This window comes from Tsuneonella rigui (assembly GCF_003958625.1).
Classification (GTDB): domain Bacteria; phylum Pseudomonadota; class Alphaproteobacteria; order Sphingomonadales; family Sphingomonadaceae; genus Tsuneonella; species Tsuneonella rigui.
In genome coordinates, this window is sequence record NZ_RSEL01000028.1 from 167,501 (window position 1) to 180,347 (window position 12,847).

The 12,847-nt window shown below is 68.1% G+C and carries 12 protein-coding genes (1 of these 12 only partly in view); 6 read left to right on the forward strand and 6 right to left on the reverse strand.

Annotated elements, in window-relative coordinates; translation table 11 throughout:
• The 3 genes in view from ELY12_RS12325 to ELY12_RS12335 are tightly spaced (at most 52 nt apart) and all read left to right on the forward strand, a layout consistent with a single transcriptional unit that may run on beyond the window.
• Nucleotides 1-160 carry the end of a lipopolysaccharide biosynthesis protein gene (locus tag ELY12_RS12325; protein ID WP_241229850.1) on the forward strand. The gene continues 1,337 nt to the left of window position 1, outside the view, so the window shows 160 of its 1,497 coding nt (coding positions 1,338-1,497); its start codon lies beyond the left edge, outside the window; its stop codon occupies nt 158-160.
• Between the two features lie 52 nt (nt 161-212).
• The gene (locus ELY12_RS12330; RefSeq protein ID WP_126177000.1) at nt 213-1,136 is read left to right on the forward strand and encodes an aspartyl protease family protein; all 924 of its coding nucleotides are present in this window, start codon (nt 213-215) and stop codon (nt 1,134-1,136) included.
• Nucleotides 1,137-1,183: 47 nt separating this feature from the next.
• On the forward strand, nt 1,184-3,001 hold the full coding sequence (locus ELY12_RS12335; RefSeq protein WP_126177001.1) for an ABCB family ABC transporter ATP-binding protein/permease: 1,818 nt from the start codon (nt 1,184-1,186) through the stop codon (nt 2,999-3,001).
• A gap of 133 nt (nt 3,002-3,134) precedes the next feature.
• Here ELY12_RS12335 and ELY12_RS12340 read toward each other — a convergent pair whose 3' ends face one another.
• Nucleotides 3,135-3,530 (reverse strand): GFA family protein, encoded by a 396-nt coding sequence (locus tag ELY12_RS12340; protein WP_126177002.1) that lies wholly within the window; start codon nt 3,528-3,530, stop codon nt 3,135-3,137.
• 61 nt (nt 3,531-3,591) lie between these two features.
• Nucleotides 3,592-6,423, reverse strand: a complete 2,832-nt coding sequence (locus ELY12_RS12345; RefSeq protein WP_126177003.1) for a M16 family metallopeptidase — start codon at nt 6,421-6,423, stop codon at nt 3,592-3,594.
• Between the two features lie 200 nt (nt 6,424-6,623).
• Here ELY12_RS12345 and ELY12_RS12350 point away from each other — a divergent pair, with 200 nt between their 5' ends.
• Nucleotides 6,624-8,078, forward strand: coding sequence for a peptide MFS transporter (locus ELY12_RS12350; RefSeq protein ID WP_126177004.1), 1,455 nt, complete (start codon nt 6,624-6,626; stop codon nt 8,076-8,078).
• Here the strand turns inward: ELY12_RS12350 and hslU are convergent.
• The 4 genes from hslU to ELY12_RS12370 are packed head-to-tail and all read right to left on the reverse strand — an operon-like array spanning nt 8,075 to nt 11,683.
• Complete coding sequence (gene hslU, locus ELY12_RS12355) at nt 8,075-9,388, reverse strand: ATP-dependent protease ATPase subunit HslU (RefSeq protein ID WP_126177005.1); 1,314 nt, start codon at nt 9,386-9,388, stop codon at nt 8,075-8,077. The genes ELY12_RS12350 and hslU overlap by 4 nt on opposite strands.
• Nucleotides 9,389-9,419: 31 nt before the next feature.
• Nucleotides 9,420-10,517, reverse strand: a complete 1,098-nt coding sequence (locus ELY12_RS12360) for an acyltransferase family protein (RefSeq protein ID WP_126177006.1) — start codon at nt 10,515-10,517, stop codon at nt 9,420-9,422.
• Between the two features lie 54 nt (nt 10,518-10,571).
• On the reverse strand, nt 10,572-11,147 hold the full coding sequence (hslV, locus tag ELY12_RS12365) for an ATP-dependent protease subunit HslV (RefSeq protein WP_126177007.1): 576 nt from the start codon (nt 11,145-11,147) through the stop codon (nt 10,572-10,574).
• Nucleotides 11,148-11,206: 59 nt separating this feature from the next.
• Nucleotides 11,207-11,683 (reverse strand): outer membrane protein assembly factor BamE, encoded by a 477-nt coding sequence (locus tag ELY12_RS12370; protein WP_164549502.1) that lies wholly within the window; start codon nt 11,681-11,683, stop codon nt 11,207-11,209.
• A 127-nt stretch (nt 11,684-11,810) separates the two neighbouring features.
• Between ELY12_RS12370 and ELY12_RS12375 the strand changes: the two genes are divergently transcribed.
• Complete coding sequence (locus tag ELY12_RS12375; protein ID WP_126177008.1) at nt 11,811-12,326, forward strand: ubiquinol-cytochrome C chaperone family protein; 516 nt, start codon at nt 11,811-11,813, stop codon at nt 12,324-12,326.
• The gene (locus ELY12_RS12380) at nt 12,323-12,838 is read left to right on the forward strand and encodes a YceD family protein (protein WP_126177009.1); all 516 of its coding nucleotides are present in this window, start codon (nt 12,323-12,325) and stop codon (nt 12,836-12,838) included. Before ELY12_RS12375 ends, ELY12_RS12380 begins: the two co-directional genes overlap by 4 nt.
• The last annotated feature ends 9 nt before the right edge of the window (nt 12,839-12,847 follow it).

Consider the following 12,847-nt stretch of genomic DNA (forward strand, 5'->3'; position numbering starts at 1 on the left):
CCTGCGTGCGATCCTCCCGCCGCTGCCCGCAGCTGCCGAGCTGGCGCTGCTCGCCTCAACCGGGGCGGCGGCCTATCTTGCCGCGCTGCTGCTGGTCGCGCGCGAGGCGGTGGGGGAGATCGTCGGCTTCATCCTGCGGCGCGAGATCGCGCCCGCCTAAAGGCCGCGACGGGCGGCCCATCCCGTGGTATCATCACGGCGGGAGAGCCGAGATGGGCTATCTGAACACCGCCGCTACCATCCTACTCGCGTCCGCTGCGCCGGCGCTCGCGCAGGATGCCGCGCCGCTTCAGGCCGACCCTTCCGCCCCCGAGATCGTCGACGGCGCGACCGACCGCTACGACCGCATGACCGTGCCGGTGACCATCGAGGGCCAGGGCCCGTTCCGCTTCATGATCGATACGGGCGCGCAGGCGACCGTCGTCACGCGCGGGTTGCGCGACCGACTCGCGTTGCCCTCGCTCGGCCGGGCGACTCTGGTCGGGATGGCGGCGAGCCGCGATGTCGAGGTGGTGCAGCTTGACGGACTCGAGTTCGCCGCGCGCGTATTCGACGCGATCCACGCCCCGCTGCTGGAGGCTCAGCACATCGGCGCGGACGGCATCCTGGGTCTGGACTCATTGCAGAACCTGCGCGTGTTGATCGACTTCCGTGCCCAAAGCATCGCGGTCGATGACGCGCGCGACCTGGGCGGCAACGACGGCTACGAGATCATCGTTCGCGCACGCCGCAAGCTCGGCCGGCTGATCATCACCGATGCTTTGGTCGACGGAGTCCGCACTTCGGTGATCATCGACACCGGCGCGCAGGGATCGATGGGCAACCTGGCGCTGCAGCGGCGTCTACGCACCCGACATGCCACCGAGGTTACGACGACCGATGTCACGGGCGCCACGATTACCAGTCCGCTCGGCTTCGCGCGAACGGTCGAGATAGGCCGCATGCGCCTGAGCGGCCTGGGAATCGCCTATTCCGACGCGCCCGCGTTCGCCGCGCTGGGCCTCGCCCACAAGCCGGCGATGGTGTTGGGGATCACCGACCTGCGCTCATTCGACCGCGTCGCGATCGACTTCGCCGAGCGCACCGTATTGTTCGACCTGCCGCCCGGATCGGAGCGCTGGCCCGGCCAGAGCTGACCTACCCGGCATTGCCTAACCGGCACGCCCGACCCACATCACCCGCGATGCCGCCGCAAATGCCGACCGACAAGACAATGGAATACGACGGGTGGGCGACGCTCAGGCGCTTCCTTCCTTACCTCTGGCCGCACGACCGCAAGGACCTGCGCCTGCGGATCGTCGGTGCGATGGTGCTCGTCCTGCTGGCCAAGGCGATCACGCTGGTGACGCCGCTGGCGATGAAGCGGATCGTCGACACCATGGCCGCCGGAGGCAACCCGCAGTTGTGGGTCGCGCTGAGTTTCGTAATCGCGTTCGTCGCCGCCCGCTTCATGGGCACCGCGTTCGACAACACGCGCAACATCGTGTTCGAGCGGGTCGGACAGGAAGCGACCCAGCACCTCGCCGAAGACACCTTCGCTCGCCTGCACGAGCTATCCTTGCGCTTCCACCTTGGCCGCCGCACCGGCGAGGTCACCAAGACGATCGAGCGCGGGACCAAGAGCATCGACGCGATGCTCTATTTCCTGCTCTTCAACATCGCGCCGACGATCATCGAACTGATCGCGGTCGCGGTCATCTTCTATACCCTGTTCGGCGGAGAACTGGTGATCGCGACCGCGATCACGGTAGCGATCTACATCTTCGCCACCCGCGCGATCACCGAGTGGCGCACCGCGCTGCGCAAACAGATGAACGACCTCGACGGCACCGCCCTCGCCCGCGCGGTCGATTCGCTGCTCAATTACGAGACGGTGAAATACTTCGGTGCCGAAGGCCGCGAGCGCGACCGTTATGGCCGCGCGGCGGGTGCCTACGCCGAAGCCGCGATCAAGAGCGAGAACTCGCTCGGCCTGCTCAACATCACCCAGGCGCTGATCATGAACGCGCTGATGCTGTTCGCGCTGGGTTTCACCGTCTGGCAGTGGAGCAAGGGCAAGCTCTCGGTCGGCGACCTTGTCGCGGTGCAGACCTACCTCACCCAGCTCTTCCGCCCGCTCGACATGCTCGGCATGGTCTATCGCACGATCCGCCAGGGGCTGATCGACATGGCGGCGATGTTCAAGCTGATCGACACCGAGGTCGAGGTCGCCGACGCTCCGGGCGCGCCCGCGCTGGTGATCCGCAAGCCGACTGTCGCGTTCGACAATGTAGTGTTCGGCTACGAGCCCGAGCGCACGATCCTCCACGGCCTGAGCTTCGAGGTGCCCGCCGGCGCGCAGGTCGCGATCGTCGGCCCATCGGGCGCGGGCAAGAGCACCATCGCGCGGCTGCTGTTCCGTTTCTACGACCCCTGGTCGGGCCGTATCCTGATCGACGGGCAGGACATCGCCCAGGTGACGCAGGAATCCTTACGCGCCGCGATCGGCATCGTCCCGCAGGACAGCGTGCTGTTCAACGACACAATCGGTTACAACATCGCCTATGGCCGCAACGGAGCCACGCACGACGACATCGTGCGCGGCGCGCAAGGCGCGGCGATCCTGCCCTTCATCGAGCGCCTGCCGCATGGCTTCGAGACCGAGGTCGGCGAGCGCGGCCTCAAGCTGTCGGGCGGCGAGAAGCAGCGCGTCGCCATCGCCCGCACGCTGGTCAAGGACCCGCCGATCCTGCTGCTCGACGAGGCGACCAGCGCGCTCGATTCGCGCACCGAGCAGGACATTCTCGCCACGCTGCACCGGGTGAGCGAGCACCGCACTTCGCTCAGCATCGCGCATCGCCTGTCGACCATCGCCGACGCAGACGAGATCCTGGTGCTCGATCACGGCCGCCTCGCCGAGCAAGGCAGCCACGCCGCGCTACTGCGGAGGGATGGCCTTTATGCCGAGATGTGGGCCCGCCAGCAGTCCGAGAGCGAGAATCTCAGCGAAGCGGCGGAGTAGCCGCCCTCCGCCCACCCTCTCCAAATCGCGTCACCCCGGGCTTGACCCGGGGTCGGTGCTTCTTTTGCCAACGTCGCAGAAGGCAGCACGGCCCCGGGTCAAGCCCGGGGCGACGGAGTAGGGTATGGAGGGGCTACCCCGGATAGCGGTCGAAGCGCGGCAACTGGTCGAGCGAAGCTTCCCACGGCAGGCTGTCGGCCACCTGGATATGCACCTGCGGGGCGCGCTCGGCCGCGTCGTCCAGCGTGACCGCCTGAACATCGACGATGCCGGGCAGGACCTGCTCGTTGAAGTAGAACAGGCCCGTGCCGCACTGGCCGCAGAAGTGCCGCTCGCCGTGCTCGGACGAATGGTAGACCGTCGGCGAACCGCTTTCGACGCGCAGGGCATCCTTGGGAAACGCCGCCCAGGGCACCATGATCGCCCCGCTGCTCCGCCGGCAATCGTTGCAATGGCACACGGCGTTGTGATGCATCTCCGCGTCGATCGCGTAGCGCACCGCGCCGCAGTGACATCCTCCGCTCGCCATAGTCATCTCCTCTGTCCGGGGCCGCGAGCTTAGCTGCGGCCCCGGTCGAGGCAAGCGCCGATCAGCCGCCGCTCGCCACCAGCGTCGGGCTGTCCAAGTCGAGATCGCTCGCCTTGATCACCGTCACGTCCGGTCGGACCTTCTTGAGATCGTCGAGGAACTGCGCGGCGTTGCCGACCACGATCAGCGAAGCCTGCTGCGGGGTGACCAGCTTGGCCGCAACCGCCTTGGCGATGTCGGGCGAGACCGCTGCAAGGTGCTGCGCGACCTTGCCGGATTCGCTCGGCGGCAGGCCCTGCAGCAACAGGTTGGCGACGATGCCGTTGAAGCCCGAGCTCGTCTCCAGCGCGCGCTCGGTCGAGCCGCCCAAGAACAAGCGGCGCTTCTGCACCGAAGCTTCGTCGAGCGGCGCGGTCGCGAGACCGGCGAACTGGTCGAGGATCACCTGCGCCACTTCGTCGGCAGTCTCGTTCTTGGTCTGCGCGCTGGCGGTCAGGATCGAGGCGTCGGCGGTGGCGCCGAAGCCGCTGTACGAGCCATAGCTGAGCCCGCGCTTGGTCCGCACTTCCTCGAACAGGCGGCCGTTGGAACCGGCGCCGAGGACCGCATTGGCGACCATCAGCGGCCAATAATCTTCGCTGCTGCGCGAGACCGCGCGCACCCCGGCGATCACCGCGGCCTGGCCGGCTTCGGGCATGTCGATCACGATCGTGCGCACCGGCTGGGCCTCGCCCGCCGGATGGACGACCGCGACCGGCGCGGGGGCGGTGCTGGTCCAATTGCCGAACAGCTTTTCGGTCACCGCCTTCGCCTGGTCCGGCGCGATGCCGCCGCTGACGACGATCTTGGCGGTCGCCGGATGCCACCACTGGTTGCGCCAGGCGACGAGATCGGCCTGCGCGATCGTCGGCAGCGTCGCGACGGTGGCGACCCCGCCATAGGGCGCATCGCCATAGAGCACGCGCGTCGCGACTAGGCCGGCGATGGAGCCCGGGTCCTTCAATGCGACCTGCAGGCTGTCGATCGTCCGCTTGCGCTCACGCTCGAGCTCGTCCGCCGGGAAGCTGGCGTTGCGGATCACGTCCGCCAGCACTTCGCCTGCCGCCGGCAGGTTGGCGGTCGGCGCGGTCAGGCTGACGTAGGAGCCGTCGTTCGCGGTTCCTGTGTTAAGCGAGGCGCCGAGGCTCTCCAGCGTCTGCGCGATCGCTTGCGCGCTGCGCGTCGGCGTGCCCTTGTCGGCCACGGTCGCCGCGAGCGAGGCGAGGCCCGCCTTGCCCGCAGGATCGGTCGCACTGCCGCCCGGGAGGACGACGGTGATGGTCGAGATGGGCACCTGGCCGGTCTGCGCCGCGACCAGCGGGATGCCGTTCGACAGCTTGCTCTCGACGAGCTTGGCTAGTTCGACTTTCGGCGGTTCGGCCGGGGCTGGCGCGGGCTGGCGGACGGCTTCATCGGCCAACGCGTTGGGTGTGCCCTGAGCGTCCGGCACGCTCTTGAAGGTCGGCATCGGCACCGGGTTGGCATAGGTCGCCGGATTGTCCTCGCCGGCCTCGTAGCGGAAATCGACCACCGAGTTGGCACCGAGATAGGTCCGCGCGACGCGCTGGACGTCCGCCGCGGTCACCTTGCCGATTCGCTCCAGACGCACGTCGGCGGCATTGGGGTCGCCGGTCGAGACCAGCGCCTCGCCGAGCTCGAACGCACGGCCACGCACCGTCTCACGGCCACGCAGCGCGGATGCGAACAGCGTGTTCTTGGCTTCGGCAAGCTCGGCCGGAGTGATCTGCTGATCGCGCACGCGGGCGAACTCACGGTCGAGGATGCCGGCCACTTCGGCCTTGTCGGCAGTCGGATTGAGGATGCCGAACGCGGCGAAATAACCGCCCTCCTCGGCGGTATTGAGGTATTCGCTGACGTCGACCGCCTTGCCCGAGCGGATCAGCGCCTCGTGCAGCCGGCTGTTGTCGCCGGCCGACAGCACCGCATCGAGCACCTCGAGCGCGGCGGTGTCGGGATGGCCGGTGCCCGGCACCTTCCACAGCGATCCGACCACCGGCAGTGGGACGTTGGGCGCGGTGGCGACGATCTCCCGCGGAGTGGTGCGCTGCGGCTCCTTGCCCTCGACCGTCAGCGGGATCGCATTGGCGCGGCGCGGAATCGGGGCGAAGTACTTCGACACCAGCGCCTTGAGGTTCGCCATGTCGAAGTTGCCCGCGACGATCAGCGTCGCGGTGTCGGGACCGTAGTAGGCTTCGTGGAATGCGCGCGCGTCGGCCAGCGTCGCGGCATTGAGCTGCTCGATGCTGCCGATGCCCGACCGGCGCTCGGGCAGCACGTCGTAGCCGTTCTCGGCCAGCAGCAGGCGGATGCGGCCATACGGCGGGGCGAGCACGCGCTGGCGCAGCTCCTCCTTCACGATCGAGCGTTCCTTCTCGAACACCTCGTCGTCGACCACGGGGCGTGCCATGCGCTCGGCATGAGTCCACAGCATGGTCTCGAGATACTGCGCAGGTACGGTCTCGAAGTAGTTGGTGCGGTCGTCGCCGGTCGAGGCGTTGCGGGTGCCGCCGACATCCTCGGTCAACCGGTTGACCTGGTTGTACGGCATGTTGACCGTCTTGCGGCTGAGGATGTGCTCGAACAGGTGGGCGAAGCCGCTGCGGCCTTCCGGATCGTGCTTCGATCCGACCTCGTACCACATCGAGGTGGTGATTGAGGCGGTGCTCGGATCGGGCAACGCGATCACCCGCAAACCGTTGGGCAGCGTCCATTGCGTATATTCGATCTTGGGCGCGGAGATCGCGGCGGGCGCGGCGGCGTCCTTGGCGAGGGCGGGCGAGGCGGCGGCAAGCACGGCAAGCGCGCTGCCGGCGGCGAGAATGGCACGATACATGGTGTGAGCGTCCCCCAGGAAACAAAGGCCGCACGCTAGAGGATGGTTAGCGCCCGGCGCAACCGGGCCGCTCGACGAACGGCGCACCCGGCTCGGCAAGGGGCGTGCGAGCGGGGCAGGACGGCTTGCACATCGATTGGCAGGAGCGCATCCCGCGGCCGGGCCGCGCAAAGCGGCGCTCACTGGGGAGAGTACCGCCGATGGCCACCACGCTGGAAGCGGCGCCGCGCGCGCCGACCGGGGACCTGTTCGGCCAGCCCAAGGGACTTTGGGTCCTCGCCGGCACCGAGTTGTGGGACCGCATCTCTTTCCACGGAATGCAGGCGATGCTGGTGCTCTACATGACCGGCGACCTGCTGGTGCATCCGGAACGGATGGCCAAGATTATCGGTTTCGGGGCCTATCGCAGCGCGGTCGAGAGCATGACCGGCCCGCTGACCGACGTGGCGCTGGCGACCCAGACGTTCGGCTTCTACCTCGCGTTCGTCACCGGGCTGCCCCTTCTGGGAGGATGGATCGGCGACAAGTTCACCGGCCGCAAGATCGCGGTGGGCCTGGGCGCGGCGATGATGACCGCGGGCCACTTCTTCATGGCGTTCGACGCCACCTTCCTGTTCGCGCTGCTGTTCCTGATGACCGGCGCCGGCATGCTGCGCGGCAATCTCAGCCCGCAGATCAAGTCGCTCTACCCCGACGGCGACCCGCGTGAGACCAACGCGTTCCAGTACTACTATTTCGCGGTCAACTTCGGCGCCTTCATCGCGCCGATCGTCACCGGGGCGGTGGCGGCGGTCTATGGCTGGCACCTGGGCTTCGGGGTTGCTGGCATCGGCATGCTGATCGGCCTGATCATTTACCTCGTCGGCTCGCGCCACCTCCCCGCCGACGGGGGTCGGACCCTTGCGGACGAGCCGGCCGCTCCACGCGAGGCGCTCACCGCCGGCCAGAAGCGCCGGGTGCTCGGCCTGTTCGCGCTGTTCCCGATCAGCGTCGCGTTCTGGACCGCGCAGGCGCAGATCTGGAACGTCTACAACGTGTGGGTGCGCGACAATATCGACATGACCGTCGGCAGCTTCGCGGTGCCGGTCCCGTGGCTGCAGTCGCTCGACGGGCTGGCACCGGCATTCTTCACCCCCATCACCTTATGGATCTGGGCCAGCATGGCGAAGAAAGGCCGCGAGCCCGACGAGTTCGGCAAGCTCGCCTTCGGCCTCGCGCTGTTCGGCCTCGCCGTTGCGCTCCTCGCGACCGGGCCGATGCTGGCGGGCGCAAGCGGACGCGGCCCCTTGCTGCTGCCGGTCCTGTTCCACGTGCTGTCGAACTTTGGCGCGGTGTGGTTCGCGCCGGTCATGCTGGCGCTCTATGCGACGCGCGCACCGGCCACCTGGCGCGGTACGTTGGTGGGCATCAACTCACTGGCAGTCTCGGCGGGGAGCCTCATCAGCGGCCGCATGGGCAGCCTCTACGAACAGATGTCCGCGCCCAACTTCTGGCTGCTCAACGCGGCGTTCTGCTTCGGCGCCGCGATCGTGGCGCTCCTCGCGCGCGGTTTCTACCGCCGCATGCTCCACCGCGAGAACGCCGAAGACGACGCGCCCCTGCCGCCCAAGGAGGAAGTGGCGATGGACCCCGGCGTCGCCAAGGCGCTCGACTAGAGGATATACTTCGACAGGTCGCTGTCGCCGGCCAGCGTGCCGAGGCGCGCCTGGACATAAGCGGCATCGATCGTCACCGTCTCACCGGTGCGGTCTTCGGCCTCGAAGCTCAATTCCTCGAGCAGCTTTTCCATCACGGTCTGCAGGCGGCGGGCACCGATGTTCTCGACGCTCTCGTTCACCTGCGCGGCGATGCGGGCGATTTCGCGTACCGCGTCGTCGCCCAGCTCCAGCGTGACGTTCTCGGTGCCGAGCAGCGCCTTGTACTGCGCCACCAGGTTCGCCCGCGTTTCGCTGAGGATACGGACGAAGTCCTCCTCGGTCAGCGACTGCAGCTCGACCCGGATCGGCAGGCGGCCCTGGAGCTCGGGCAACATGTCGCTCGGCTTGGCGACATGGAACGCGCCGCTCGCGATGAAGAGCACGTGGTCGGTCTTCATCGGCCCGTACTTGGTCGAGACCGTGGTGCCCTCGATCAGCGGCAGCAGGTCGCGCTGGACGCCCTCGCGGCTGACCGAGCCGCCGCGCACGTCGGAAACCGCGATCTTGTCGATCTCGTCGAGGAAGACGATCCCGTTGCTCTCGGCGTTGGCGAGCGCGACGCGGGCCACGTCGTCCTGGTCCATCCGCTTTTCGGCTTCCTCGTCGACCAGCTTGTCCCACGCGTCGGGGACTTTCATCTTGCGGCGCTTGAGGTTCTGCTTGCCCATCGCCTTGCCGAACATGTCGGAGAGGTTGATCATGCCGACGTTGCCGCCCATCCCGCCAAGGTCGAACGGCATCGCTGCCGCTTCCTCGACCTCGATCTCCACCTCGACGTCGTTCATCGCGTTCTGGGTCACGCGCTGGCGGAAGCTTTCGCGAGTCGCCTCGCTGGCGTTTTCGCCGACCAGCGCCTTCAAGAGCCGGTCCATCGCCGCCTTCGAGGCGGCCTCGCGCACCGCCTCGCGGCGGCGGTCTTTCTCCAGCCGGATCGCTTCCTCGACCAGGTCGCGGGCGATCTGCTCGACGTCGCGGCCGACGTAGCCGACCTCGGTGAACTTGGTCGCCTCGACCTTCACGAACGGCGCTTCGGCGAGCTTCGCCAGGCGCCGGCTGATCTCGGTCTTGCCGCAGCCGGTCGGCCCGATCATCAGGATGTTCTTGGGGCTGACCTCATCGCGCAGCTCGGGCGAGAGGCGTTGGCGGCGCCAGCGGTTGCGCAAGGCCACCGCCACCGCGCGCTTGGCCTCCGCTTGGCCGATGATGTGCTCGTCGAGCGCGCGCACGATCGCCTTGGGAGTAAGGTTGTCCGCTTGAAGTCCCGTCATGGGCGAGAAATTGGGTGCCCCGGCGAAAGGTTCAAGGCGCGAGGGTGTGCGGCAGATCGGCCCGGGCCGGCCGGTGATCGCCGCCCAAGTGGTTCAACCTGGCAGTCAGCGGACGCTCGACGGCATGGTAGAACGCGGCCGACAGCGCGATCAGCAGCGGCAGGCCGATGACGAGGCCCGCGAGCGATCCGCCGGGGTGGGACAGGTCGCGGTTGAACACTTCCATGAAGGCGTGGGCAAAGGGCACGTGGAGCAGGTAGATCGCATAACTGGCATCGCCCATGACCGTCGCGGCGCGGACGCCGGCCAGCCTGAGCGGCCCGCCCACCGCGGCGACCATGACCAGCAGCGCAGGCAACCCCGCCCACGCAACGTAGCCGAAACCCAGCGGAGCGTCCGGCGACGGCGCCGGCAGAAGCGCAAACGCGAACGGCACGCCGGCCAGCGCCAGCCAGCGCAGCGCGGCGGGCACGGTCCGCCGCGCGCTCAACCAGATGCCGAAGAGCATGCCCGGGATGAACAGCAGCGCGACGGGCCGCGTGATCGCGAAGAGGAACAGCGTGTCAGGCGGCGCGATCTGGCCCGCCATCACCGCGACAACGATGACGAGGGTCGCCGCGATCACCGCGCGGCGCTGCCCCAGCACCAGCGCCGCGCCGAACAGCGCGTAGAACATGAGCTCGTAGAACAGCGTCCAGCCGGGCCACAGGAACAGGCTGAATGGCACCGAGCTGGCGCCTGCCGCCGGGCGGATCCAGAAGACGAGCGAGTGCCAGAAACCGGTCCACTCGAACGGCAAGCCGGTCCACAGCGCGACGAGCGCAAACAGGCCGCTGGCGATCCAGTACGGCGGCACCACGCGTACCAGCCGCCGCCGCCAGAACGTGCCCGCCCCGCGCCAGCTGCCGAACAGCATACGCGTCGAAAGCACCATCACGCAGCCCGAGATCATGAAGAACAGCGCAACCGCAGCCGAGGCCGTCTGTTCGCTCAGCCCCACGGGGATGAAGGTACGGCCGTCGATGTAATGCAGGAAGCCAGAGACGAAGTGGACCGCCGCGACGGTCAGCGCAGCCAGCCCCCTCAGCGCCTGGATGGCGGCAACGCGGGGGGTTTCGCTCGCCGGCATCGCGCGACGTTAGCAGCGCAGGTCGTACGCCGCCACGGCCTAGCCGCCGGACGCTTAGCCGATGGTTTCCACCGTCACGCGGTCGTTGGTGAACACGCAGACTTCGGCGGCCACCGCCATCGCGCGGCGGGCGATCTTTTCCGGATCATCCTCGTAGTCGGACAGCGCCCGCGCCGCGGCGAGCGCGTAGTTGCCGCCGCTGCCGATCGCGGCGATGCCGCCTTCGGGCTCGAGCACATCGCCATTGCCGGTCAATACCAGGAGCGCGTCCTTGTCGGCGACGATCATCAGCGCTTCGAGGTTGCGCAGGTATTTGTCGGTCCGCCAGTCCTTCGCGAGTTCCACCGCGGCGCGCATGAGCTGGCCGCTGTACTGCTCCAGCTTCTTCTCCAGTCGCTCGAACAGGGTGAAGGCGTCGGCGGTCGCGCCGGCGAATCCCGCCACGACGGAGCCGTCCTTGCCGATCCGGCGCACCTTGCGCGCGTTCGGCTTCATCACCGTGTTGCCCATCGACACCTGGCCGTCGCCCGCGACAACCGTGCGGTCGCCGCGCTTCACGCCGATGATGGTGGTGCCATGCCACGGAGTCAGGCCCCAAGAATCGCGGCCTGCAGAATGTCTCTCGTCCATGCCGCGCGATATGGGACGCGCCGCGAAGGCTTCAATCCTTCGACAAGCTCAGGAGAGCGTCAGGGGCCGGTGTTGCCGCCGCCCGGAGCACCCACGCCCGGCGCGCCGACCGCGCCGATGTTGCCGAACAGGTCCTCGAAGAATCCGCGCTCGCGGCCCAGCGTCGGGGTCTTGTCGCCGTCGGGCGAAAGGAACACGACCTTGTCGAGCCCGGTCCGTTCCACGCTGGCGACGTTGCCGGCGGGATCGAACTGGATCGCCAGCACCTGGTGCTCGCGGATCCGCGGGTTGACGAACGGCCGCCGCCCGGTGGTGCTCGAGACATAGTACCAGGTCGGCTGGCCGAACTGGCTTTCGAAACTCGGGTGGCCAAGCGTGCCCTGGACCGACTGCTTGTTGTCGATGCCCGGCTGGATCGAGGCGGTCAACGTGGGATCGACGATGAACCCGCGGTGCTCCTTGATCGAAGCGCATCCGCCCGCCGCCAGCGTCATCGCCAGCAGCGCGCCCGCGCCCAGGAACCGAACAGCCTTCATTCGCGCAATCCTTCGTATCGTCGTCGCGCACGCCTTAGGGCCGCGCCGGGCCGCTTGCAATCGCGGGAGCTGCCCGCCTGTGCGCAGCCGCTTGAATTGCCGCTGAATGCGCGCGACATGGCAGCGCATGAGCCTGCTGCAACGTATCTTCACGCCCAAGCCCGACCCGCGCGAGGCCGTGCGCCCCCTGTGGCAAGCGGTCGTCGACGAGGCGCGGCGGCCAGAATGGTATGCGAGGTTGGGTGCCACCGACAGCGTAGCTGGACGCTTCGATATGATCACCGCGGTGCTGTCGGTCGTGCTGGTGCGAATGGAGGCGAACGAAGAGCTGGCGGTCCCGTCGGTGATGCTGACCGAGCTGTTCGTCGCCGACATGGATGGCCAGTTGCGCGAATTCGGCGTCGGCGATCCGGTGGTCGGCAAGCACGTCGGCAAGCTGGTCGGTGCGATGGGCGGACGACTGGCAGGCTACCGCGAAGGACTGGCCGGTGGTGACGATGCGCTGGCCGACGCAGTGCGGCGCAACTTCACCCTTCGCTCTGAGGCCGATGCTGAGACGATCACCGGCGGCCTGACAGCGTGGGCCGGCCGTCTGGCGCGCACCAGCGACGCGCAATTGCTGGAGGGGGCGATCGCGCCATGACCCCCGAATTCTCCCGCATGATCCGCGCCCGGCCGCTCCCGCCGCAAGAGGCGAGCATCGAGGCCAACGAAGCCGAGTGCGCGGCGCTCGCCCGCCGGTTCGATGTCGTGCGGATCGAGTCGCTCCACGCTGAAGTGGCGCTGGTGGCCGATGGCGCCGCGGTCGATGCGACCGGGACGATGATCGCGCAGCTCGTCCAGCTGTGCGCAGTGTCGGAAGAGGAGTTTCCCGTCCGCATCGAGGAGCCGATCGCGCTGCGCTTCGTCCCCGAAGCGCGGCAGGTCGATCCCGATGAGGAAGCCGAGCTGCCGGGCGATGAGCCCGACGAGATCGAGTTCACCGGCGACGCCTTCGATCTCGGCGAGGCCGTCGCACAGACGCTCGGCCTGGCGATTGATCCCTATGCCGAAGGGCCGAATGCCGATGCGGCGCGGAAGGAAGCGGGCATCGTGCAGGAGGGTGAAAGCGAAGGGCCGCTTGCTGAACTACTGCGGGGGCTCAAGCCGAACTGAATCTCGGGG

Excerpts from the sequence above, each read along its gene's own strand:
- ELY12_RS12330 (WP_126177000.1), top strand. The coding sequence starts at position 213 with ATGGGCTATCTGAACACCGCCGCTACCATCCTACTCGCGTCCGCTGCG.
- ELY12_RS12335 (WP_126177001.1), top strand. The coding sequence starts at position 1,184 with ATGCCGCCGCAAATGCCGACCGACAAGACAATGGAATACGACGGGTGG.
- ELY12_RS12340 (WP_126177002.1), bottom strand. The coding sequence starts at position 3,530 with ATGGCGAGCGGAGGATGTCACTGCGGCGCGGTGCGCTACGCGATCGAC.
- ELY12_RS12345 (WP_126177003.1), bottom strand. The coding sequence starts at position 6,423 with ATGTATCGTGCCATTCTCGCCGCCGGCAGCGCGCTTGCCGTGCTTGCC.
- ELY12_RS12350 (WP_126177004.1), top strand. The coding sequence starts at position 6,624 with ATGGCCACCACGCTGGAAGCGGCGCCGCGCGCGCCGACCGGGGACCTG.
- hslU (WP_126177005.1), bottom strand. The coding sequence starts at position 9,388 with ATGACGGGACTTCAAGCGGACAACCTTACTCCCAAGGCGATCGTGCGC.
- ELY12_RS12360 (WP_126177006.1), bottom strand. The coding sequence starts at position 10,517 with ATGCCGGCGAGCGAAACCCCCCGCGTTGCCGCCATCCAGGCGCTGAGG.
- hslV (WP_126177007.1), bottom strand. The coding sequence starts at position 11,147 with ATGGACGAGAGACATTCTGCAGGCCGCGATTCTTGGGGCCTGACTCCG.
- ELY12_RS12370 (WP_164549502.1), bottom strand. The coding sequence starts at position 11,683 with ATGAAGGCTGTTCGGTTCCTGGGCGCGGGCGCGCTGCTGGCGATGACG.
- ELY12_RS12375 (WP_126177008.1), top strand. The coding sequence starts at position 11,811 with ATGAGCCTGCTGCAACGTATCTTCACGCCCAAGCCCGACCCGCGCGAG.
- ELY12_RS12380 (WP_126177009.1), top strand. The coding sequence starts at position 12,323 with ATGACCCCCGAATTCTCCCGCATGATCCGCGCCCGGCCGCTCCCGCCG.